This is a genomic window from Pseudomonas putida (genome assembly GCF_016406145.1).
Taxonomy (GTDB): domain Bacteria; phylum Pseudomonadota; class Gammaproteobacteria; order Pseudomonadales; family Pseudomonadaceae; genus Aquipseudomonas; species Aquipseudomonas putida_E.
This window is the reverse complement of record NZ_CP066306.1, coordinates 196,771-218,966: the sequence shown is the minus strand read 5'-3', so window position 1 is coordinate 218,966 and position 22,196 is coordinate 196,771. Positions and strand designations below refer to the sequence as shown.

The 22,196-nt window shown below is 63.0% G+C and carries 18 protein-coding genes and 1 pseudogene; 7 read left to right on the top strand and 12 right to left on the bottom strand.

The window, feature by feature from the left end:
* Positions 1 to 50 precede the first annotated feature (50 nt).
* From JET17_RS27625 to JET17_RS01045, 3 genes and pseudogenes are all read right to left on the bottom strand, one after another.
* A complete protein-coding gene (locus JET17_RS27625) occupies positions 51 to 773 on the bottom strand; it encodes a methyl-accepting chemotaxis protein (RefSeq protein WP_420094562.1) in 723 nt (240 codons plus the stop codon).
* A 135-nt stretch (positions 774 to 908) separates the two neighbouring features.
* Positions 909 to 1,949, bottom strand: a pseudogene (locus JET17_RS27620) (Cache 3/Cache 2 fusion domain-containing protein); the annotation flags it as partial.
* 218 nt (positions 1,950 to 2,167) lie between these two features.
* Positions 2,168 to 3,094 carry a LysR substrate-binding domain-containing protein gene (locus tag JET17_RS01045; RefSeq protein WP_012312157.1) on the bottom strand — a complete coding sequence of 309 codons (927 nt, stop codon included), beginning with the start codon at positions 3,092 to 3,094 and terminating at the stop codon, positions 2,168 to 2,170.
* 150 nt (positions 3,095 to 3,244) lie between these two features.
* Here JET17_RS01045 and JET17_RS01040 point away from each other — a divergent pair, with 150 nt between their 5' ends.
* Positions 3,245 to 4,633 (top strand): NorM family multidrug efflux MATE transporter, encoded by a 1,389-nt coding sequence (locus JET17_RS01040; RefSeq protein WP_012312156.1) that lies wholly within the window; start codon positions 3,245 to 3,247, stop codon positions 4,631 to 4,633.
* 76 nt (positions 4,634 to 4,709) lie between these two features.
* Here JET17_RS01040 and JET17_RS01035 read toward each other — a convergent pair whose 3' ends face one another.
* On the bottom strand, positions 4,710 to 6,374 hold the full coding sequence (locus tag JET17_RS01035) for a putative bifunctional diguanylate cyclase/phosphodiesterase (protein ID WP_012312155.1): 1,665 nt from the start codon (positions 6,372 to 6,374) through the stop codon (positions 4,710 to 4,712).
* Between the two features lie 297 nt (positions 6,375 to 6,671).
* Here JET17_RS01035 and rep point away from each other — a divergent pair, with 297 nt between their 5' ends.
* Both rep and JET17_RS01025 read left to right on the top strand, forming a co-directional pair.
* The gene (gene rep / locus JET17_RS01030; RefSeq protein ID WP_012312154.1) at positions 6,672 to 8,681 is read left to right on the top strand and encodes a DNA helicase Rep; all 2,010 of its coding nucleotides are present in this window, start codon (positions 6,672 to 6,674) and stop codon (positions 8,679 to 8,681) included.
* 63 nt (positions 8,682 to 8,744) lie between these two features.
* Positions 8,745 to 9,317 carry a xanthine phosphoribosyltransferase gene (locus JET17_RS01025; protein WP_012312153.1) on the top strand — a complete coding sequence of 191 codons (573 nt, stop codon included), beginning with the start codon at positions 8,745 to 8,747 and terminating at the stop codon, positions 9,315 to 9,317.
* A gap of 114 nt (positions 9,318 to 9,431) precedes the next feature.
* Here the strand turns inward: JET17_RS01025 and JET17_RS01020 are convergent, their stop codons facing one another.
* The 5 genes from JET17_RS01020 to dadA form a co-directional block, all read right to left on the bottom strand.
* The gene (locus tag JET17_RS01020) at positions 9,432 to 11,291 is read right to left on the bottom strand and encodes an acetyl-CoA hydrolase/transferase C-terminal domain-containing protein (RefSeq protein WP_012312152.1); all 1,860 of its coding nucleotides are present in this window, start codon (positions 11,289 to 11,291) and stop codon (positions 9,432 to 9,434) included.
* Positions 11,292 to 11,409: 118 nt separating this feature from the next.
* Complete coding sequence (locus JET17_RS01015; protein WP_012312151.1) at positions 11,410 to 11,832, bottom strand: c-type cytochrome; 423 nt, start codon at positions 11,830 to 11,832, stop codon at positions 11,410 to 11,412.
* Positions 11,833 to 11,968: 136 nt separating this feature from the next.
* Positions 11,969 to 12,517, bottom strand: coding sequence for a cupin domain-containing protein (locus tag JET17_RS01010; RefSeq protein WP_012312150.1), 549 nt, complete (start codon positions 12,515 to 12,517; stop codon positions 11,969 to 11,971).
* Positions 12,518 to 12,627: 110 nt separating this feature from the next.
* The gene (gene alr / locus JET17_RS01005) at positions 12,628 to 13,701 is read right to left on the bottom strand and encodes an alanine racemase (protein ID WP_012312149.1); all 1,074 of its coding nucleotides are present in this window, start codon (positions 13,699 to 13,701) and stop codon (positions 12,628 to 12,630) included.
* Positions 13,702 to 13,822: 121 nt separating this feature from the next.
* Positions 13,823 to 15,124: a D-amino acid dehydrogenase gene (gene dadA, locus JET17_RS01000; RefSeq protein WP_012312148.1), complete on the bottom strand. Its 1,302-nt coding sequence runs from the start codon at positions 15,122 to 15,124 to the stop codon at positions 13,823 to 13,825.
* Positions 15,125 to 15,277: 153 nt separating this feature from the next.
* Between dadA and dadR the strand changes: the two genes are divergently transcribed.
* On the top strand, positions 15,278 to 15,766 hold the full coding sequence (dadR, locus tag JET17_RS00995; RefSeq protein ID WP_003258963.1) for a transcriptional regulator DadR: 489 nt from the start codon (positions 15,278 to 15,280) through the stop codon (positions 15,764 to 15,766).
* Positions 15,767 to 15,768: 2 nt separating this feature from the next.
* Here dadR and JET17_RS00990 read toward each other — a convergent pair whose 3' ends face one another.
* Positions 15,769 to 16,122 (bottom strand): YkgJ family cysteine cluster protein, encoded by a 354-nt coding sequence (locus tag JET17_RS00990; RefSeq protein WP_012312147.1) that lies wholly within the window; start codon positions 16,120 to 16,122, stop codon positions 15,769 to 15,771.
* A gap of 132 nt (positions 16,123 to 16,254) precedes the next feature.
* Here JET17_RS00990 and JET17_RS00985 point away from each other — a divergent pair, with 132 nt between their 5' ends.
* The gene (locus tag JET17_RS00985; RefSeq protein WP_012312146.1) at positions 16,255 to 17,547 is read left to right on the top strand and encodes an NAD(P)/FAD-dependent oxidoreductase; all 1,293 of its coding nucleotides are present in this window, start codon (positions 16,255 to 16,257) and stop codon (positions 17,545 to 17,547) included.
* Positions 17,548 to 17,588: 41 nt separating this feature from the next.
* On the opposite strand, the gene JET17_RS00980 is transcribed toward JET17_RS00985, so the two are convergent.
* On the bottom strand, positions 17,589 to 17,819 hold the full coding sequence (locus JET17_RS00980; protein WP_012312145.1) for a DUF1127 domain-containing protein: 231 nt from the start codon (positions 17,817 to 17,819) through the stop codon (positions 17,589 to 17,591).
* 178 nt (positions 17,820 to 17,997) lie between these two features.
* On the opposite strand from JET17_RS00980, the gene JET17_RS00975 reads away from it, so the two are divergent.
* Both JET17_RS00975 and JET17_RS00970 read left to right on the top strand, forming a co-directional pair.
* Complete coding sequence (locus JET17_RS00975) at positions 17,998 to 19,428, top strand: PLP-dependent aminotransferase family protein (RefSeq protein WP_012312144.1); 1,431 nt, start codon at positions 17,998 to 18,000, stop codon at positions 19,426 to 19,428.
* Positions 19,429 to 19,488: 60 nt separating this feature from the next.
* On the top strand, positions 19,489 to 21,045 hold the full coding sequence (locus JET17_RS00970) for a phospholipase D family protein (protein WP_012312143.1): 1,557 nt from the start codon (positions 19,489 to 19,491) through the stop codon (positions 21,043 to 21,045).
* Between the two features lie 9 nt (positions 21,046 to 21,054).
* Here JET17_RS00970 and JET17_RS00965 read toward each other — a convergent pair whose 3' ends face one another.
* Positions 21,055 to 22,194 carry an MFS transporter gene (locus tag JET17_RS00965; protein WP_012312142.1) on the bottom strand — a complete coding sequence of 380 codons (1,140 nt, stop codon included), beginning with the start codon at positions 22,192 to 22,194 and terminating at the stop codon, positions 21,055 to 21,057.
* Positions 22,195 to 22,196: the final 2 nt, after the last annotated feature.

The following is a 22,196-nucleotide window of genomic DNA, read 5'->3' as shown; positions in this document are numbered from 1 at the left end:
CGACACGAGGCCGCTCCTACGGGGGGGTTGTAGCAGCGGCCCCAGGGGTTTCAACGAAACCGATCGACTTCCTGGCGCAACTGCGCCGCCAGCCCTTCCAGCTCCTTGGCGGTAAAGGCCAGCTCATTGGCCACGTCACGCTGTTCGCTGTTGGCCTGGGCAATGCTCTGCAGGTTGCGGCTGAGCACGGTTGCCGTGCTGCTTTGTTCCTGGGTGGCAGTGCTGATCACGGTAAACTGCTCACCCGCGACGCGGCTTTGCTCGTCAATACGCGCAAGCGACTCGGCCACCTTGTCGTTGCGTGCCAGGCCTTCCTGCATCAACTGATTGCCCTGTTCCAGGGTGCTGATGGCATGGCCGGTCTGCTGCTGGATACTGGCGATCATCCCGGAGATTTCATCGGTCGCTTGACGCGTACGCGCTGCCAGGCCACGTACCTCGTCAGCCACTACGGCAAATCCACGGCCCTGCTCCCCCGCGCGCGCTGCTTCGATGGCCGCGTTGAGCGCCAGCAGGTTGGTCTGTTCGGCAATGGCGGTAATCACCCCGACAATGCCGCCGATTTCCTGCGAGCGTGCACCCAATGTGTCCATCACGGTTGCAGTGCCACCTAATGCCTCGGCGATCTGGCGCAACGAACTGGACGCTTCGTCCATCGCGCTGCGGCCAATCCGGGTTTGCTGGGCGTTGTCACGGGCCATACGCTCGGTGCCCGCCATGTTGTCGGCGATGTTCATCGACGTGGCGCTGAACTCCTCCACCGCGCCGGCCATGCTGGTGATTTCGCCGGACTGCTGGTCCATGCCTTCACAGGCACCGGCCGACAGGCCAGAGAGCGAGCGGGCGCGGCTACTGACCTGCTCAGAGGCCCCACGAATGTGTTCAACCATGGTCGCCAAGGCTTCGCCCATCTTGTTGAAGCTGCGTGCCAGCTGGCCGATCTCGTCATGGCTGGTGACGGCCAGGCGGGCGCTCAGGTCGCCTGCGCCCAGCGCCTCGGCCTGGCGCACCAGGTCATCTAGCGGGCGCAACTTGCGGCGCAGCAGCCACAGCGTGGCGGCCACTGCCAGCAACATCGCCAGCAAACTGCCGATGGCCAGGCGCAAGCCAACATCCCAGGTCACCGCGCGGATTTCTTCCAAGGGCATGCTGGCGACTACCGTCCAGGGGCCTTCGGCAAAGGGCGCAGAAGCGCTGTACAGCGGCTGGTCGGCATTGGCCGGGGGCACCAGCCATTTGCCCTGCTCGTCGCGCAAGGCCAGCGAACCGGTATCGCCAATACGGAAGCGCTTGAGGTTGGCGAACTGCGCGTTCTGCGCGTCGGTATAGTCGAAGCCAACGAACAGCACCGCGATCACCCGGCCGCTGCCATCGGTCACCGGCACATAACGGGTCATGTAATTGCGCTCGAACAGCAGGGCACGGCCAACGTAGGTCTGCCCAGCCATCAGTTTCGCGTAGGCCGGGTGCTGGCGGTCGAGCTGGGTGCCGATGGCCCGGCTGCCATCCTGCTTCTTCAGGTTGGTGCTGATGCGTACAAAGTCGTCGCCGCTGCGCACGAACAGGGTCGCTACACCTGCGGTCATCTGCTGAAATTCATCGACCTGCTGGAAGTCGTTGTTGAGCAGGTGATCACCCAGGTACAGCGCCGGCGTGGCCTGGCCGGCCACCTGGACGGTTTCGCCGGCATGCAGCGACAGCCCCGAAGCGAAGCGACGCTCGAACAGGCCGCTCAGGCGCTGGGTGTTGTCCTTGAGCGAACCGTGGAAGGTTTCAAGCTGATCGGCCAACAGTCGCGCTTCACTGGCCAAGTGTTCCTGGCGCGTGATGAGGTTGGCGTCGTCCAGGGAACGCAGGGCGAACAGAGTACTGCCGGTGATCACCAGCGCCAGCACGATGGCGAGGGCGATACCCAGCTGCGAGGCGATTCGGGCACGCGGTTGAGACATGGGAAGCTCCTGGCAGGCGGCCCGGATCATCCTGATCCCCCCGACCGACCGCTGTTGTCAACGGAGAATCGCGCCCTCTTCCGGGACGCTGGTGCAACTTAATCGGCGTCGCCAGCGAATACTTGAGTGTCGGACCGGGATATTCGCAAACGTTTTCTTCGCCTGCACCGCCACACCTGTAGGAGCCGGCTTGCCGGCGATAAGGCCAGTGCAGGCAATCAAATAGCCGGCAGGATCTGCACAGCCGGCAAATTCACCGCCGCCGCCTCTTCCTGCAGAAACACGCTCAACCGCCGCAACCGCTCACCACCCGGCCGGGTCCGCGGCCACACCAGGTAATAATCCATGCCGCTGGGCACCGCCGTCGGCCATGGCAGGCTCAAACGACCATGAGCGACATCCTCGGCGACCATCAGCAGGTCACCCATGGATATCCCGTAACCACGCGCCGCCGCAATCATCCCCAGTTCCAGCGTGTCGAACACCTGCCCACCCTTGAGTGAAACAGTGTCTGCCAGCCCCATGCGCTCCAGCCATTCGCGCCAGTCACGCTTGTCGGGGGTCGGGTGCAACAGTTCGATCCCGGCCAGCCGGCGTTCGTCCAAAGGGCCTTCATTGAGCAGCTCGGGTGCGCCCACCGGGATCAGTAGCTCGGAAAACAGCCGGCGTACCTCCCAGTCCGGCGGAAAAACGCCGTCACTGAGCAATACCGCGCAGTCGAAGGGTTCCTGGTTGAAGTCCACGTGGTCGACATCCATCCAGGCGCTGGTCAATTGCACTTCGTTGCCCGGCTGCAGGTGCCGGAACTGGCTCAGGCGCGCCAGCAGCCAGCGCATGGTCAGTGTCGACGGCGCCTTCATGCGCAGTATGTCGTCCTCACCGCGCAAGGTGTCGCATGCGCGCTCCAGCGCGGCAAAGCCCTCACGCACGCCGGGCAGCAGCACCCGTGCGGCCTCGGTCAATTGCAGGCTGCGGCCGCTGCGGATGAACAGGCGGCAGGCAAAGTGCTCTTCCAGGGTGCGGATGTGTCGGCTGACCGCACTCTGGGTGATCGACAGTTCCTGGCCGGCACGGGTGAACGAGCTGAGCCGCGCGGCGGCTTCGAATGCGCGCAGCGCATACAGCGCAGGCAGCTGACGGGACATATGGCACCTGCTTACGGGGGCAGAGAAGGAATGCGTAGAATCATATATGCATGAGTTCAACTCATGCCAATCATCGTTTTTATCCTTTTGTGCAAAGTTGACCGAAGCCTCAGAATCGTCCCTCGCTCACAGAGTCAGAAGGACCATCCCATGCACGTTGCGCCCACCACAGAACTCAAGGCTTTGCTGCGCCTGGCCGGGCCGCTGGTTGCCTCGCAGTTGGCGCACATGCTGATGGTGCTGACCGACACCTTGATGATGGCCCGCATCAGCCCTCAGGCGCTGGCCGGCGGTGGGCTGGGGGCGGCGAGCTATTCGTTCGTGTCGATCTTCTGCCTGGGAGTAATCGCAGCAGTTGGCACGCTGGTGGCGATCCGCAAGGGCGCCAATGACATCGAGGGCGCCACTCGGCTGGCGCAAAACGGTTTGTGGCTGGCCTGGGGGCTGGCGCTGGTGGCCGCACTAGCGCTGTGGAACCTGAAACCGGTGTTGCTGCTGTTCGGCCAACAGCCTGAAAACGTTGCTGCGGCCACCGAGTTCCTCACCCTGTTGCCACTGGCGTTACCGGGCTACCTGACTTTCATGGCCTTGCGCGGTTTCACCAGCGCCCTGGGCCGCTCGACCCCGGTGATGGTCATCAGCCTGGTCGGCACGGTGCTCAACTACCTGTTCAACGTCGCGCTGATCGAAGGCATGTTTGGCCTGCCCAAGCTTGGCCTGATGGGCATCGGCCTGGTCACCGCCGTGGTGTCGATGGGCATGGCCATCGCGCTGGCCTTATACATCCGCTGGCACCCGGCTTACGCCGCCTATCCGCTGCGCAAGGGCCTGTCGCGTCCTTCGCTGCCGGCCTTGCGCGAGCTGTGGCGCCTGGGCTTGCCGATCGGGGGCACCTACATGGTGGAGGTCGGCCTGTTCGCCTTTGCCGCCCTGTGCATGGGTGTGCTTGGCAGCACCGAGCTTGCGGCCCACCAGATTGCCCTGCAGATCGTTTCGACCGCGTTCATGGTGCCGACCGGGCTCTCGTATGCGGTGACCATGCGGGTAGGGCTGTATTACGGTGCCGGCAACCTGCTGGCGGCGCGCAGCGCCGGGCGGGTCGGTATCAGCTTTGGCGCGCTGATCATGTTCGCCTTCGCGGCACTGTTCTGGCTGCGCCCGGAGATGCTGGTGAGCCTGTTCATCGATGGCAATGATCCGGCGTTTGCAGCGATCTACCAGTTGGCAGTGAGCTTGCTGATGGTGGCGGCCTGGTTCGAGCTGTTCGATGGCGTGCAGACCATTGCCATGGGCTCGATCCGTGGGTTGAAGGATGCCAAGACCACCTTCCTGATAGGGCTTTGCTGCTACTGGCTGGTCGGAGCGCCGAGTGCGTGGTTGCTGACCTTCAACCTGGGTGGCGGCGCGGTCGGTGTGTGGTGGGGGCTGGCGTTGGGGCTGGCGTGTGCTTCGGTGGCGCTGACCCTGGCCTTTGAATGGCGGATGAAGCGGATGCTGGGGAAAGCAGGGGTGACTGCAAAAGCGGTGATACCTGCATGATTGCCGGGGCTGTCTTGCACTGCTTGCAGGAGCGGCCTTGCGTCGCGAAAGGAGGGCAAAGCCCTCCCCTACAGCCTCAAAGACTCACCACCTGAGGCGGGACGCTTCCCGACAGATATTCCACCAGCTCATCCACCGGCAGTGGCTTGCTGACCAGAAACCCCTGCACCTGGTCACAGCCAAACTCGCGTAGCAGGGCCATCTGCTCAGGGCTCTCAACGCCCTCGGCCACCACCTCGAGGTTGAGGTTGTGCGCCAGGTTGATCATCGCGTGCACCAGCTTGCGGTTTTCCTCGCGCATCTCCATTTCGGCGACAAAGCTGCGATCGACCTTCAGCAAGGTGATCGGCAGGCTGTTCAGGTGCACGAAGGATGAGAAGCCGGTTCCGAAGTCGTCGAGCGAGAAGCGCACGCCCAGGCGCCCCAGGGCATCCATGGTCTGGCGGACCAGCTCATTGCGGCGCATCACCGCCGTCTCGGTCAGCTCGAACTCCAGCCAGCGGGCATCGACGCCATGCTCGATGATCAGCCGGCTCAGGGTGGCCAGCAGCTGGCTGTCCTGGAACTGGCGAAAGCTCAGGTTGACCGCCATGTGCAGTGGTGCCAGGCCGCTCTCGCGCAAGGCCTGCATGTCACGCAGGGCACGGGATATAACCCAGTAGCCCAACGGTACGATCAGCCCGCTCTGCTCGGCCAGCGGCACGAACTCGCTCGGCGGCAACAGGCCGCGCTCGGCATGACGCCAGCGCACCAGCGCCTCAAGGCCGACGATGCTGCCATCGGCCAGGTTCAGTCGCGGCTGGTAGTGCAGCTCCAGTTCATCACGGCGCAGGGCCCTGCGCAGTTCGCCTTCCAGGTCGGCGAGGCTGCGGGCGTTGCGGTTGATCCGCTCATTGAACACATGAAAGGTACAGCCCTGGCTGCTCTTGGCCTGGCGCATGGCGATGTGCGCATGCCACATCAATGGGTCGGCGCCACTTTGCGCGCGGGCGTGGGCCAGGCCCAGGCTGCAGCCAAGCAACAGGCTTTCGCCGTCGATCCAATAAGGCTCGGCGAGGGCTTCGACGATGCGTTCGGCGATGCGCTCGGCGCGGCCGGTGTCGCGACGGGTGTCGATCAGCAGGGCAAATTCATCACTGCCCAGGCGCGCCAGCTGGTCGCCGGCCTCCAGTTGCTGCTTCAGGCGTGACACCACCTGCAGGATCAGCCGGTCGCCACCCTGGTGGCCGAGAGCATCGTTGACGTGACGAAAGTTGTCCAGGTCCAGGTGCCCAAGGGCCACCCCGCGCCCGTCGTTCTCCGCCAGCCGTGCCGTCAGCAGGGCCTGAAAACCCTGGCGGTTGGCGATGCCGGTCAGCGGGTCCTGCTCGGCCAGGCGCTGCAAGGTGGCCACCAGCACGCCACGTTCGCGCACGTGGCGCAACGAACGGCGAAGCGCATCGGCATTGAGCTGGCTGCGCACCAGCCAGTCGCTGACGCCTGTGGGTGGGGCCACCGGCTCATCGTCAAGCAACAGGATAGTTGGCAGCTCGCAGCGCCCCGGCGCGGGTTGCAGGGCCTGGGTCGCCAGGATGACGGCCTGGCGGTCTTGGCTGAAAAGGCTGTCGACTGCAGCCCAGTTGGGCGCAGTCAGCAGTACCGCTGCACCGTTCAGCGGCAGCAGGCATTCGCGCAACAAGGCGGCCCATTCCGGCTCATCAGCCAACAACAGCAAACGCAAAGGTTCGACAGGCGTGGACAAGCGGGCTCCTTAAAGCGGGGACGGTGGCACGAGGGAGGCCGGGTATGCTACTGGATAAATGAAAATGATTTTCACTTTTAGACATATCCTTGCCCACAGCGCGTCCCGACACATTTTGACGTGCATCCTGCTCGAAAGTGGATAAACCAGCAAATACGATTTTTTCCATGAATAGCATGAGCCTGACTAATGCTATGCGCGATACAAAGTCTGACTCAGACGTCAGACGGTCGCGCCACAATGGCCCCATGCCTGTTAGAATGCGCGGCTATTTTCTGGCGACCCCCGGTTTCTAGCATGTCCCGACTCAATCCCAGGCAACAGGAAGCCCGTGACTACGTCGGCGGCCCTCTTTTGGTGCTCGCCGGTGCAGGCTCCGGCAAGACCAGCGTGATTACGCGCAAGATTGCCCACCTGATCCAGAACTGCGGCATCCGTGCCCAGTACATCGTCGCGATGACCTTCACCAACAAGGCCGCGCGCGAGATGAAGGAACGGGTCGCCACCCTGCTGCGCCCGGGGGAAGGCCGGGGCCTGACGGTATGTACCTTCCACAACCTGGGCCTGAACATCATCCGCAAGGAGCACGACAAGCTGGGCTACAAGCCGGGCTTTTCGATCTTCGACGAATCCGACATCAAGGCGCTGCTGTCGGACATCATGCAGAAAGAATATTCCGGCGACGACGGCATCGACGAGATCAAGAACATGATCGGTGCCTGGAAGAACGACCTGATCCTGCCCGCCGAAGCCCTGGAAAAAGCGCGCAACCCGCGCGAGCAGACCGCCGCCATTGTCTATACCCACTACCAGCGCACGCTCAAGGCGTTCAACGCGGTGGACTTCGACGACCTGATCCTGCAGCCGGTCAAGCTGTTCCAGGAGCACCCCGAAGTGCTGGAGCGCTGGCAGAACCGCGTGCGCTACCTGCTGGTGGACGAATACCAGGACACCAACGCCAGCCAGTACCTGCTGGTGAAAATGCTGATCGGCATGCGCAACCAGTTCACAGTAGTGGGTGACGATGACCAGTCGATCTACGCCTGGCGTGGTGCGCGCCCCGAGAACCTGATGCTGCTCAAGGAAGATTACCCTTCCCTGAAAATCGTCATGCTCGAACAGAACTACCGCTCCACCAGCCGCATCCTGCGCTGCGCCAACGTGCTGATCGCCAACAATCCGCATGCGTTCGAGAAGCAGCTGTGGAGCGAGATGGGCGTGGGCGACGAAATCCGTGTGATCCGCTGCAAGAACGAGGAAGCCGAGGCCGAGCGTGTGGCCATGGAAATCCTCACCTTGCACCTGCGCACCAACCGCCCTTACAGCGACTTCGCCATCCTCTACCGCGGCAACTACCAGGCCAAGCTGATCGAGCTGAAACTGCAGCATCACCAGGTACCGTATCGCCTGTCGGGCGGCAACAGCTTCTTCGGCCGTCAGGAGGTCAAGGACCTGATGGCCTACCTGCGCTTGCTGGTGAACCCGGACGACGATAACGCCTACCTGCGGGTGATCAACGTACCGCGCCGCGAGATCGGCTCGACCACCCTGGAAAAGCTCGGCAACTACGCCACCGAACGGGGCGTCTCGATGTATGCCGCCAGCGAGGAGCTGGGCCTGGGCGAGCATCTGGACGCGCGTTATACCGAGCGTCTGCAGCGTTTCAAGCACTGGCTCGACGGCGTGCGCCACAAAGTCGCCCTGGAAGACCCGATTGCCGCGCTGCACGAGATGATCCGCGACATCGACTACGAAAACTGGATCCGCCAGCAGACGGCCAGCGACAAGGCTGCGGAATTTCGCATCAGCAACGTCTGGTTCCTGGTCGAAGCGCTGAAGAACACCCTCGAGAAGGACGAAGAGGGTGACATGACCATCGAGGACGCCATCGGCAAGCTGGTGCTGCGCGACATGCTCGAGCGCCAGCAGGAAGAGGAAGAAAACGCCGAGGGGGTGCAAATGATGACCCTGCACGCGTCCAAAGGCCTGGAATTCCCTTACGTGTTCATCATGGGCATGGAGGAGGAAATCCTCCCCCACCGCTCGAGCATCGAAGCCGACACCATCGAAGAGGAACGCCGCCTGGCCTACGTGGGCATTACCCGCGCCCGCCAGACCCTGGCCTTCACCTTCGCTGCCAAACGCAAGCAGTACGGCGAAATCATCGACTGCACGCCCAGCCGGTTCCTCGACGAACTGCCGCCGGACGACCTGGCCTGGGAAGGCCTGGACGATGCGCCAGTGGAAGTCAAAGCCGCGCGTGGCAACAACGCACTGGCCGATATCCGGGCAATGCTCAAACGCTGATCAACCATTACTCTTTAACTCTGCCGCTCTTTGCGGCCACCTTTGCTACATCGGAGATACACAGTGGAAGCACTGCAGCAGAAGATTCGCGACGAAGGCATCGTGCTTTCCGATCAGGTTCTCAAAGTCGATGCGTTTCTCAATCACCAGATCGACCCTGCGCTGATGCAGCTGATCGGTGACGAGTTCGCCCGCCTTTACGCCGATGCCGGTGTGACCAAGATCGTCACCATCGAAGCCTCGGGTATTGCGCCGGCGGTGATGACTGGCCTGAAGCTGGGCGTTCCGGTGATCTTCGCGCGCAAGCATCAGTCCCTGACCCTGACCGAGAACCTGCTGACTGCCTCGGTGTATTCCTTCACCAAGCAGACCGAGAACACCGTGGCGATCTCGCCGCGCCACCTCAACAGCAGCGATCGCGTACTGGTGATCGATGACTTCCTGGCCAACGGCAAAGCCTCGCAGGCACTGATCTCGATCATCAAGCAGGCCGGTGCCACCGTGGCCGGCCTGGGTATCGTCATCGAGAAGTCGTTCCAGGGTGGCCGTGCAGAGCTGGACGGCCAGGGTTATCGCGTAGAATCGCTGGCCCGGGTGAAGTCGCTGGAAGGTGGTGTGGTCAGCTTCATCGAGTGACGGCCATTGGGGCCGCTATGCGGCCCTTCGCGACGCAAGGCCGCTCCTACAGGACCGCCGAGCTTCTGTAGGAGCGGCCTTGTGTCGCGATGGGCTGCAAAGCAGCGCCGGCAATCACCGCGTCGCCGCCAATCCTGCCAATAGCAACCGCTGATACAGCTCTTCTTTGAGCCCTCGTGGCTCATCCAGTTGCATGCGCGCCAACTGCGCCGCATACCCCTCCGGCCCCGGTGCATCCAGCGCTGCCTTGCCCAGCTCCAGCACCTCGCTCAACCTGAACTTGCTTTTGAGCCAGCTCAAAGCCCGCAACAAGTCCCGTTCCTCGGCCGTGAAATCAGTCCCCAACGGATACTCCGGGAACAGCCGCGAATGCCGCGCCCTGATTTGCTCAAGTCGCTCAGGCGTGTTGTCGGTAAACCGCGCATCCAGCTGAAAGTCTTTTGCGAGCTTGCCGGCCTGCTTGGCCTGCTCGATCAGATCGCCCTGGAACCTCGAATCACTGATCGCCAGCAGCCGTGCGATCACTTCGCTGTCAGTCTGCCCACGCAAATCGGCGATGCCGTACTCGGTCACGACGATGTCGCGCAAGTGCCGGGGGATGGTGCAATGGCCGTAGGCCCAGAGCAGGTTTGAGCTGACCTCGCCGCCGGCCTCGCGCCAACTGCGCAGCAACAGGATGGATCGCCCGCCCTCCAGCGCGTGCCCCTGTGCGACGAAGTTGTATTGCCCGCCCACGCCGCTGAGCACGCGGCCATCCTCCAGCTGGTCGGCTACCCCCGCGCCGAGCAGCGTCATGGTGAACACTGTGTTTATGAAGCGGGCATCACGCCGCTGGCGGCGCTTCAGTTCTTCCTGGCCATACAGCTCGTTGATGAAGCTGATGCGCGTCATGGCAAACTGAGCGCGCTGCTCCAGCGGCATCTCCCGCAAGCGCTGATAGAACGCCTGCGGGCCGAGGAAGAAGCCGCCGTGAACCAGTACGCCTTGCTCGTCAGCAGGGCGCCGCACCACCCCGGCTTCGGCGAGAGCCAGCAGGCCGTTGACGAACATCTCACTGCAACCGTAGAGGCCTTGGCCGAAAGCATCGAGCCCCCCTTCCCGCTCGATCAGGGTTTGCCACGGCCCTACATCCAGCTCGCCCATCAGTGCTCGGTAACCAGAATTGTCGCCTTGGCGCGCCAGCAACGCAGCGGCCACGGCATCACCCATGGCGCCGATGCCGATCTGCAGGGTGCCGCCATCGCGCACCAGGGTACTGGCGTGCAGGCCGATGCAATGGTCCTGGGTGGTAACCGGCATGTTCGGGGTGGAGAACAGCCGACTTTGTTCCACCTGATCGATCAGCAGGTCGAACGCCTCCATGCCCAACTCCGAATCGCCGGGCATGTAGGGCAGCTCGGCATGCACCTGTCCGAGCATGAGGATGGTTTCACCGGCCTCACGGCGCTTGGCGATCATCGGCAGCAGGTCGAGGGTGATGTCGGGGTTGCAGGCCAGGCTCAAGTGCACTGGCCTTTCCGGTGTGGCGGCTACCAGTTGCGCGATCAGGTTGAGACCCTTGGCGTTGATGTCGCGGGCTGCATGGCTGTAGTTGCTGCTGACGTACTCCTGCTGCGCGCAATCACTGTGCAACAGGCCGCCGGGCTGCATGAAAAACTGCTCGACGCGGATGTTCGGCGGCAGTTGGTCATTGCGCAGGTCGGCGAGATAGGTGAGCTCCTGGTAGTCGGCGAACACACGTTCGATGAAGGGCTCGAGGAAGCGCCGTTGCAGGCCGTCGCCCAAAGGTGGGCGGCCAAGCGACAAGGCCGTGTAGATCGTCAAGCGGCGCTCTGGCAGGTCACGCACCCGGGCGTACAACGCATTGACGAAGGCATTGGGTTTGCCAAGACCCAGCGGCAGGCCCATGTGGATATGCGCGGGTAGGCGTGACAAGACCTGCTCGACTGCCTGGTCGATGGAGCATAGGTGCATCTTGGCCTCCTGAATCTTCCGTGGGTTCAGGGGTTGGACATGAACCGGCGCGGGTTCGTTGCCTGCGCAAAGACAAAGCCCGCCATGGAAGGCGGGCTATTGGCAATTCAACCCAGGCTCAAAGCCCGGACATTTTCTGGATGGCCGCTTTGAGGTCATCATCCGAGCAATCGGCGCAGGTGCCCTTGGGGGGCATGGCGTTGATCCCGGTGATGGCCTTGGCCAGGATGCCGTCAAGGCCGCCCTGGTGATCGGCGCGCTCTTTCCACGCAGCGGTGTCGCCAATTTTCGGCGCGCCGAGCAGGCCGCTGCCATGGCAGGCGTTGCAATGCTTGGCGATGATTTCATCCGGTGTCTTGGCACCGCCACCGCCAGCCGAAGCGGCCACCTCCATGCCCTTGCATTCCTGGCCCTGGACGCACACTTGGCCAACCGGCTCCAGGCGTTTGGCAATGTCATCGTTGGTCGCAGCGGTTGCGCTCATTGCCCAAAGGGCGAATACGGCTGCTGGTACGGCCAGCATCTTCTTGATTTGGTTCACGCGAACACCCTCATGGTGGCTAATCACGCCCGCGGCCACGGTAATGCGAGCGTTGAAAAGTATAGCGGGAACCCGGAAGCCGTGAAACGACCCTACTCGGGAAAGGGGTATTGCCGAATCAATGCACTGCGCTGGATCAAAAGTTCGACGGCGTTGCAGCGCTGATCAGCCGGGCCGGCTCATCGAAAGGGTTGCGGAAACGGTGCGGGCGGGTGCTCTCGAAATAGTAGCTGTCACCTTCTTCGAGGACGAAGGTCTCGGTGCCAACCACCAGTTCCAGGCGGCCTTCAAGGAGGATGCCGGTCTCTTCGCCATCGTGGGTGAGCATCTCCGCTCCGGTGTCGGCACCCGGCGGATAGACCTCGGTAAGGAAGGCAATGGCACGGTTGGGATGCGACTTGCCCACCAGCTTCATCGTCACTGCACCGTCGGAAATGTCGATCAGTTCATGGGCCTTGTACACAATCTGGGCGTGGCTTTCCGCTTCCAGTTCCACGGAGAAAAACTCGACCATGGACATTGGAATGCCGCTTAGCACCTTGCGCAGCGAGCTGATAGAGGGGCTCACACTGTTCTTCTCGATCATCGAGATGGTGCTGTTGGTCACGCCCGCACGCTTGGCGAGTTCACGCTGGGACAGGCCCTTGAGCTTGCGGATGGCTTGCAGTCGTTCGCCGACGTCCAAAGCTGGAGCCTCCTGAAACGGTGAGATGGCGGGGTGAATGTGAACGATATCATGGCAATGCCGTTCAGTATTTACAACACACCGCCCCTCAGGCTGTCCGCTTCAACGTGTCATTCGCCGAAATAGTCCAGCGGCACGCGTTTGAGGTTACAGAAGATCTGGTAGGGGATGGTCCCTGCGTGCATGGCGACTTCACTGGCCAACACGTGCTTGCCCCATAGCTCGACCGGGCTGCCGATGGTCGCTTCGGGCACGTCGGTCAGGTCGATGCACAGCATGTCCATGGAAACGCGGCCAATCAGCTGGCTGCGCTTGCCGGCGACCATCACCGGCGTGCCGGTGGGGGCTTGCCGGGGGTAGCCGTCGGCGTAGCCCATGGCAACCACGCCCACTCGGGTGGGGCGTGGGCTGATGAACTTGGCGCCATAGCCCACCGGCTCGCCAGCAGGCAACTCACGCACGCTGATCACCCGCGATTGCAGGGTCATCACCGGCTGCAGGCGCTCGGCCTGGGCTTGCGCTACCTCGAACGGTGTTGCGCCATACAGCATGATGCCAGGGCGCACCCAATCGCTCGGGGCATGAGGCCAGGCAAGCACGCCGGGCGAGTTACGCAGGCTGCATTCGGCAGCCAAGCCCTGGCGGGCAGCCTCGAATACGGCAATCTGTTGCTCAGTGGCATCGGCATCCAGCTCGTCGGCACGGGCGAAATGGCTCATCAGCACGATGCGCGCAACCTTGCCGCTGGCCAGCAGGCGCTGGTAAGCCTCGTGATAGTCCTTGGGGTGCAGGCCGACACGGTGCATGCCGCTGTCGAGCTTGAGCCAGAGGGTCAATGGCTTGTGCACGGGCGTCTTTTCGATGGCCTCCAGCTGCCACAACGAATGCACTACGCACCACAGGTCGTGCTCGGCGATCAGCGAAAGCTCGCTGGCTTCGAAGAAGCCTTCAAGCAGCAGCATCGGAGCCTTGATACCCGCCGCTCGCAACTCCAGCGCCTCTTCGATACACGCAACGGCAAAGCCATCGGCTTCGGCTTCCAGCGCAAGAGCGCAACGCACGGCACCGTGGCCGTAGGCGTCGGCCTTGATCACGGCGAGGGCCTTGGCGCCGGTCAGTTCCCGGGCAAGGCGGTAGTTGTGACGCAGGGCTTGGAGGTCGATCAGGGCACGGGCGGGACGCATGGCGGCAGCCTTATGGTGGTTCAGGTTGAAAACAGTGTTGGATTCATCGCCGGCAAGCCGGTTCCCACAGGGTCAGTGTAGGAGCCGGCGTGCCAGCGATGAGGCCGGTATAGCAGGCCGATTACTGATGCACGGGCGCTGTATGGCCTTGCTTGGCGACTTCCCGGGTTTTGCCATACCGTGAAATATCCAGCCCTTCAGCGCTGATTTGCGGCTTTTTGCGCGCAATCAGGTCAGCCAGCAGGCGCCCGGAACCACAGGCCATGGTCCAACCCAGAGTTCCGTGGCCGGTGTTGAGGAACAGGTTACGGAATGCGGTGGCACCCACAATCGGGGTTCCATCCGGGGTCGCCGGACGCAGACCGGTCCAGAAACTGGCCTGGCTCAGGTCACCGCCGCGAGGATAAAGGTCGTTGACGATCATCTCCAGTGTTTCGCGCCGGCGTGGGTTAAGCGACAGGTCAAAACCGGCTATCTCAGCCATTCCACCGACACGGATACGGTTGTCGAAGCGGGTGATGGCGACCTTGTAGGTCTCATCGAGAATGGTCGAGGTCGGCGCCATGTCGGCGTTGGTGATCGGCACGGTCAGCGAATAACCCTTGAGCGGGTACACCGGCGCCTTGATACCCAGCGGTTTGAGCATCTGCGGCGAGTAGCTGCCCAGCGCCAGCACGTAGCGGTCGGCGGTTTCCAGCTTGCCGTCGACCCATACGCCGTTGATTCGGTCACCGGCGAAGTCCAGGCGCTGGATGTCCTGGCCAAAGCGGAATTCGACACCCAGCTTGAGGGCCATTTCAGCAAGCTTGGTGGTGAACAGCTGGCAATCGCCGGTCTGGTCGTTGGGCAGGCGCAGGGCGCCGGCAAGAATGTCCTTGACCCCAGCCAAGGCAGGTTCGACGCGAGCAATGCCATCGCGGTCCAGCAGTTCATAGGGCACGCCCGACTGCTCGAGCACTGCGATGTCCTTGGCAGCAGCATCAAGCTGAGCCTGGGTACGGAACAGCTGAGTAGTGCCCAGAGTACGGCTTTCGTAGGCGATACCGGTTTCGGCGCGCAGTTCGTCGAGGCAATCGCGGCTGTACTCAGACAGGCGCACCATGCGCTCCTTGTTCACTGCATACCGGCTGGCGGTGCAGTTGCGCAGCATCTGTGCCATCCACAGGTACTGGTCGACGTCGCCGGTCAGCTTGATGGCCAATGGCGCGTGGCGCTCCAGCAGCCACTTGATGGCTTTGAGCGGCACGCCTGGAGCAGCCCACGGCGAGGCGTAGCCGGGCGAGATCTGGCCTGCGTTGGCGAAGCTGGTTTCCATCGCCACCGCCGGTTGGCGATCGACCACAGTCACTTCAAAACCTTGCCGGGCCAGGTAATAGGCACTGGCGGTTCCGATTACACCGCTACCAAGTACCAGAACTCGCATCGTTGATCCCTCGCACGCGGCGCACCGCATTTTTGTTGATATGGCATGGATGCGCGCAGTATAAAAATTACAGCCCAGTGCAATTCACTATATAAAAGCCTATATTTGGCGAGAATTCTCGGCAAAATCGCCTTTCACGGAGGGGCATCCCCTATGAGAACCCAGCACCAGAGCAAGCGTGAACTGGACAAGATCGACCGCAACATCCTGCGGATCCTGCAGAATGACGGGCGCATTTCCTTCACCGAACTGGGCGAGAAAGTTGGGCTTTCCACCACCCCTTGCACCGAGCGCGTGCGCCGCCTGGAGCGTGAGGGCATCATCATGGGCTACAACGCCCGGCTCAACCCTCAGCACCTGAAGGGCAGCCTGCTGGTGTTCGTGGAAATCAGCCTGGACTACAAGTCGGGCGACACGTTCGAGGAGTTCCGCCGCGCGGTGCTCAAGCTGCCACACGTGCTGGAATGCCACTTGGTGTCGGGCGATTTCGATTACCTGGTGAAAGCACGCATTTCAGAGATGGCCTCGTACCGCAAGCTGCTGGGCGACATCCTGCTCAAGCTGCCGCACGTGCGCGAGTCCAAGAGCTACATCGTGATGGAGGAGGTGAAGGAAAGCCTCTGCCTGCCGATCCCGGACTGACGCTACACGAGCACCTGCCGGGTGGTGGCGATGAACCGGTGGACGAGCTGCTCGGCTTGCGGCTCGATCATCTGTTCCGGGCCACGGCCGCGTGGGCAGGCCATGCGCGGGGTGGTGCCGAACAGGCGGCAGATCATCGGCCTTTCTTCGTATACGGTGCAGCCATTGGGCCCCAGGTGCACACAGTCCAGGCGCTGCAGCGCCGCATCCTGCTCAGCCTGCGACTTGCGCGGCAGGCGGGCCATCTCTTCGGCTGACGTGGTAACCGGGCCACAACAGTCGTGGCAACCAGGCTCGCATTCGAAGGAAGGGATGAGTTCACGCAGGAACTGGATCTTGTGGCGGTTGCAGGACATGGCGAGGAACACATTGAAGATTGAGACTGAATTATAGGCCTCATCGCCGGCTTGCCGGGAATGAGGCCGGTTGCCCGCCCCCGAAAACCCGGCTTATCCTCCCACTTCTGTCTCGATACCCAGGACCCGCCAATGATTCACAGCGCGCAGCACGCCGCCTCCTACTACGCCGCCAGCAGCGCGCCACACCCCGATCACCCGTTCCTGCAAGGCGAGCACAGCGCCGACGTGTGCATCGTTGGCGGCGGCTATTCGGGCCTGAACACCGCCATCGAGCTGGCCGAACGCGGCCTGTCGGTGATCCTGCTGGAAGCGCGCAAGCTCGGCTGGGGGGCCAGCGGGCGCAATGGCGGCCAGCTTATCCGGGGCGTCGGCCACGGCCTGGAGCAGTTCCGTGCGGTGATCGGTGAGGAAGGCGTCCGCAGCATGAAGCTGATGGGCCTGGAAGCCGTGGACATCGTCCGTGAACGGGTCGAGCGCCACGCCATCGCCTGCGACCTGACCTGGGGTTACTGCGACCTGGCCAACAAGCCCGGCGAGCTGCAAGGCTTCGCCGAAGATGCCGAAGAACTGCGCAGCCTTGGCTACCGTCACGAACTGCGCCTGGTGCACAAAGACGATATCCACAGCGTGGTCGGCTCCGACTGTTATGTCGGCGGCCTGATCGATATGGGCTCAGGGCACCTGCACCCACTCAACCTGGCGCTCGGCGAAGCGGCCGTGGCCAGCCGTCTCGGTGTGCAACTATACGAGCAATCGGAAGTCAGCCGCATCGAGTACGGCCCCGAAGTGAAGGTGCACACCGGCCAAGGCCGGGTGCGCGCCAAAACCCTGGTGCTGTGCTGCAACGCCTATCACAACGGCCTCAACCGCGAATTGGGCGGCAAAGTGCTGCCAGCAGGTAGCTACATCATCGCCACCGAACCGCTGGGTGAGGAACGCGCGCGCCAACTGCTGCCGCAGAACATGGCGGTGTGCGACCAGCGCGTGGCGCTGGACTACTACCGCCTGTCCGCCGACCACCGTCTGCTGTTCGGCGGTGCCTGCCATTACTCCGGCCGCGACCCACAGGACATTGCCGCCTATATGCGGCCGAAGATGCTCAAGGTGTTCCCGCAACTGGCCGATGTGCGCATCGATTACCAGTGGGGTGGGATGATCGGCATCGGCGCCAACCGCCTGCCACAGATCGGCCGCCTGGCCAGCCAGCCGAATGTTTACTACGCCCAGGCCTACTCTGGCCATGGGCTCAACGCCACCCACCTGGCAGCGCGCCTGCTGGGTGAAGCCATCAGCGGCCAGCAAAGCGGGCGCTTCGATCTGTTCGCCAAGGTGCCACACATCACCTTCCCTGGCGGCAAACACCTGCGCTCGCCGCTGCTGGCGTTGGGGATGTTGTGGCACAGGCTCAAAGAATTGACCTGAAACCTGAATGGTCCTGCATGGACCGCGCAGTGTCATGTAGATCAGTCTTTCCAGAAGGGTTTACGCCCCTCGATCAAGGCCTGCTCCCAGCTAAGCCCGACATCGCGCAACTGCTCATCAGTCAACTGCAGCAACGCCCTGCGGGTGTGCCAGCGATGCAGCATCAGGCCCCAACGCCCCATCCCTTGCGGGGCGTTGAACACCCTGGCCTGCTGCCCGGCTTCCATTTCCCTGGCCAACAGTTGCAAGCGCACATCGCTCATGCCACCCATCGCTGCGTTCTCCCATTCAGTGGTTACTGTGGAGAAAGCATGCGCGCTGCCAGTAGCGGCAATACAGATTCAATACAGGGTTATTATTCCCATACAGAATTGGAGATTATCCGGCTGAATGCTGTATTTTCTACGCAACTGTACTGGTCGTGCTTGCAATCTTGCACAGGAGTATGCCGTGACGCTCTACCTGAACCTCGCCGAGCTGCTCGGCACCCGTATCGAGCAGGGCCTGTACCGCCCCGGCCAGCGCCTGCCATCGGTGCGCGCCCTGAGCGTGGAGCATGGGGTCAGCCTGAGTACGGTGCAGCAGGCTTACCGCCTGCTGGAAGACAATGGCATGGTTTCGCCACGCCCCAAGTCCGGCTACTTCGTCAACGACCATCGCCGCCTCGCCGCACTGCCCGCCGTCAGCCGCCCTGCCCAGCGACCAGTGGACATTTCGCAGTGGGAACAGGTACTGGAGCTGGTACGCAGCACGCCTCGTCAAGACGTCATACAGCTTGGCCGCGGCATGCCCGACATCGACAGCCCGAGCCTGAAGCCCTTGCTGCGCAGCCTCGCCCAGCTTAGCCGGCGCCAGGACATGCCAGGGCTGTATTACGACAACATCCATGGCAACCTCGCTTTGCGTGAGCAGGTTGCCCGCCTGATGCTGGACTCTGGCTGCCGCCTTGGCCCGGCAGACCTGGTGGTGACAACCGGCTGCCACGAGGCGTTGTCGTGCAGCATCCGCGCGGTGTGCCAACCGGGCGACATTGTCGCGGTCGATTCGCCGAGTTTTCACGGTGCCATGCAAACCCTCAAAGGCCTGGGCATGAAGGCGCTGGAGATCCCCACCGACCCGATCACCGGCATCAGCCTGGAAGCCCTGGAACTGGCGCTTGAGCAGTGGCCGATCAAGCTCATCCAGATCACGCCAAGCTGTAATAACCCGCTTGGCTACATCATGCCCGAAGCACGCAAGAAGGCCCTGCTGAATCTGGCCCAGCGCTATGACGTGGCCATCCTCGAAGACGATGTGTATGGCGACCTGGCCTACACCTACCCCCGTCCGCGCACCCTCAAATCGTTCGACGATGACGGTCGCGTGCTGCTGTGCAGTTCGTTTTCCAAGACGCTCGCTCCGGGCCTGCGCATCGGCTGGGTGGCGCCAGGGCGCTATCTGGAGCGGGTGCTGCACATGAAGTACATCAGCACCGGCAGCACGGCCACCCAGCCGCAGCTGGCGATTGCCGATTTCATCGCCAGCGGCCACTACCACCCCCATGTGCGGCGCATGCGCAGCCAGTACCAGCGCGGCCGCGACCTGATGAGCGACTGGGTAAACCGTTACTTCCCGCCTGGCACGCGCGTCAGCCGGCCTCAGGGCGGCTTCATGCTGTGGGTGGAGCTGCCGGAACATTTCGACACGCTGCGGCTGAACCGCGCTTTACTGGAACAGGGCGTACAGGTTGCCGTGGGCAGCATCTTTTCGGCCTCAGGCAAGTTCCGCCACTGCCTGCGGATGAATTTCGCCGCGCGGCCAACCCCGCCAATCGAGGACGCGGTGCGCAAAGTGGGAGAAACCGCCCTTCGTCTACTGGATCAAAGTAACGCCGACGGGTAACTTTGCGCCGCCCTATACGGTCCAACCTCTCAAGCCTTTGCCGCACAGGACGATCCACTCTTGAGACTCCAGCGAGCTCTGCCCCTGCTGCTGGTGCTGGTGCTGCTAGGCCTTGCAGGCTGCGCCAGCGTCGGTACACCCCGCGAGATCAGCCAGGCACTGCCGGCCAAAGATTCAGCCTTCGGCCGCTCGGTAATGCGTCAGGCCGCACCCTATGAAGGACGGTCCGGTTTCCGTCTGCTGCCCAACAGCAACGAGGCCTTCCGTGCCCGCGCCGAACTGATCCGTAACGCCCAGGCCAGCATCGACTTGCAGTACTACATCGTTCACGACGGCCTGAGCACCCGGGCCCTGGTCCATGAACTGCTGCGCGCAGCCGATCGAGGCGTACGCGTGCGCATCCTGCTCGACGACACCACCAGCGATGGCCTGGACACCATCATGGGCACACTCGACGCCCATCCGAACATCCAGATCCGCGTATTCAACCCGCTGCATCTGGGCCGCAGCACAGGGGTAACGCGGGCGGTTGGGCGCCTGTTCAACTTGTCGCGCCAGCATCGGCGCATGCACAACAAGCTGTTCCTGGTGGACAACAGCATGGCCATCGTCGGCGGGCGCAACCTGGGCGATGAGTACTTCGATGCTGAGCCCAACCTGAATTTCACTGACATCGACATGCTCGGCGTGGGCCCGGTGGCCGAGCAGCTCGGGCACAGCTTCGACCAGTACTGGAACAGTGCCCTGAGCCGGCCCGTTACTGACTTCCTCTGGCAACTGCCGGATGCCGCCGACCTGCGCGCCAGCCGCCACCGCCTGGAGGTATCCCTGGCCGAGGCGCGGGTGCAGCGCAAGGCGCTGTATGACCGCCTGATGGCCTATCAGTCAGAGCCACGTCTGGATGTTTGGCGTAATGAGCTGATCTGGGCCCACAGCCAGGCCTTGTGGGATGCTCCGAGCAAGGTGCTGGCAGACGACGAGCCAGACCCGCACCTGCTGATGAGCCAGCAGTTGGCCCCTGACCTGGCAAACGTGCACCACGAGTTGATCCTGGTTTCGGCCTATTTCGTCCCTGGCGAGCCGGGGCTGCTGTACCTGACCGGCCGTGCGGACGCCGGAATGTCGGTAAAGCTGTTGACCAACTCGCTGGAGGCCACCGATGTACCGGCCGTGCATGGTGGGTATGCGCCCTACCGCCGGGCGCTGCTCGAACACGGCGTGCAGCTGTTCGAGTTACGCCGCCAGCCGGGCGACCCCAGTGCCGGGCGTCTGAGTTTCCATGGCGGTTCGGATTCCAGCCTGCACAGCAAGGCGATCGTGTTCGACCGGCGCAAGACTTTCATCGGCTCGTTCAATTTCGACCCGCGTTCGGTGTTGTGGAATACCGAGGTCGGGGTGCTGGTGGACAGCCCGGAGCTGGCCGAATACACCCGCGAGCTGGCCGTTCAGGGTATGGCGCCTGCGCTGAGTTATCAGGTCAGGCTAGAGAATGACAAGCTAGCCTGGGTGACCGAGGACAACGGCCAACTGCACACCTTGACGGCAGAGCCCGGTGGGCTCTGGCGGCGGTTCAATGCGTGGATCAGCAAAGCCGTCGGGCTGGAGAAAATGCTGTAGTGCAGGGCCTCAGGCGGCGGCAGGCTCGAAGGCACCGCGCCGCCGGGTCAACACCACCAACCCGGCCGCCCCAACTGCCATCAGCAGCGGCAACGCATGACCACTGAGCCACTGGCTACCCGCACCGGCCAGCAACGGCCCAAGCAGGCAGCCGATACCCCACAGCTGCGCCACATGGGCATTGGCCCGCACAAGCGCATCATCCCGATAACGCTCGCCGATCAGTATCAGCGACAAAGTGAACAGGCCACCGGCACTGGCCCCGAACAGCACCCACAATGGCCAGATCATCGGCGTGTGCAGAAGCAACGGAATCGCCAGGCTGGAACACAGCAAGGTCACGGCACAAGCGGTGAACAGTGCGCGCCGCGACATGTGGTCGGCCAAGGCGCCGATCGGCAACTGCAACACCGCGTCGCCAACCACCACAGTACTGACCATGAACAGCGCCAGCTCGGTGGAGAAGCCCTGCTGCAGGCAATACACCGGCAACAGGGTGAGGATCATCGCCTCGAAGGAAGCGAACAGCGCGATGGCCCAGGCGATCACCGGCAGCCGGCGACAGAAGGCGAACAGGTCGCTGAAGGTAACGCTGCAGGCCTCGGTACTCGGCGCGCCGCCACGACCCAACAGCAGCAAGGGCGATAGCAGCAGCAGGCCGGTCGCAGCCCAGAAGCCAAAGTCATCGTCGGAGCCGAGAAAACCCAGCACCAGCGGCCCGGCCAGCTGGCTCAACGCATAGCTGCTGCCATACAGCGCCACCAGGCGCCCACGCCACTGCTCGACCACCAACTGGTTGATCCAGCTCTCGCCAAGGATGAACACCACGGTCAGCGACATGCCGATCAGCAAGCGCAGCGCCAGCCACAGCGGGTAGCTCGGCAACACCGCCAGCAGGCCAATCGACAACGCCCCGCCCCACAGGCACAAGCGCATGGCCGCAGGCACGCCGACCCAACCGGCCAGACGGCTGGCCAAGCTTGCACCGAGCAGCACACCCAGCGCCGGCATCGCAGCCATCACGCCGATGGCGAAGCTGCCGTAGCCCCAGGCCTCCAGGCGCAGGGACACCAGCGGCATGCTCACGCCGAGCGCGAGCCCGACGCTCAGCACCGATGCCAGCACGGCAAAGTAGCTTCCCCAGCGCATAG

Bases quoted from the DNA above. Each gene is read 5' to 3' on its own strand.
- JET17_RS00965 (WP_012312142.1), bottom strand. From the start codon at position 22,194: ATGCGCTGGGGAAGCTACTTTGCCGTGCTGGCATCGGTGCTGAGCGTC.
- JET17_RS00985 (WP_012312146.1), top strand. From the start codon at position 16,255: ATGATTCACAGCGCGCAGCACGCCGCCTCCTACTACGCCGCCAGCAGC.
- JET17_RS01040 (WP_012312156.1), top strand. From the start codon at position 3,245: ATGCACGTTGCGCCCACCACAGAACTCAAGGCTTTGCTGCGCCTGGCC.
- rep (WP_012312154.1), top strand. From the start codon at position 6,672: ATGTCCCGACTCAATCCCAGGCAACAGGAAGCCCGTGACTACGTCGGC.
- JET17_RS27625 (WP_420094562.1), bottom strand. From the start codon at position 773: ATGGCCGGCGCGGTGGAGGAGTTCAGCGCCACGTCGATGAACATCGCC.
- dadA (WP_012312148.1), bottom strand. From the start codon at position 15,124: ATGCGAGTTCTGGTACTTGGTAGCGGTGTAATCGGAACCGCCAGTGCC.
- JET17_RS01020 (WP_012312152.1), bottom strand. From the start codon at position 11,291: ATGCACCTATGCTCCATCGACCAGGCAGTCGAGCAGGTCTTGTCACGC.
- dadR (WP_003258963.1), top strand. From the start codon at position 15,278: ATGAGAACCCAGCACCAGAGCAAGCGTGAACTGGACAAGATCGACCGC.
- JET17_RS01045 (WP_012312157.1), bottom strand. From the start codon at position 3,094: ATGTCCCGTCAGCTGCCTGCGCTGTATGCGCTGCGCGCATTCGAAGCC.
- JET17_RS00980 (WP_012312145.1), bottom strand. From the start codon at position 17,819: ATGGGTGGCATGAGCGATGTGCGCTTGCAACTGTTGGCCAGGGAAATG.
- alr (WP_012312149.1), bottom strand. From the start codon at position 13,701: ATGCGTCCCGCCCGTGCCCTGATCGACCTCCAAGCCCTGCGTCACAAC.
- JET17_RS00990 (WP_012312147.1), bottom strand. From the start codon at position 16,122: ATGTCCTGCAACCGCCACAAGATCCAGTTCCTGCGTGAACTCATCCCT.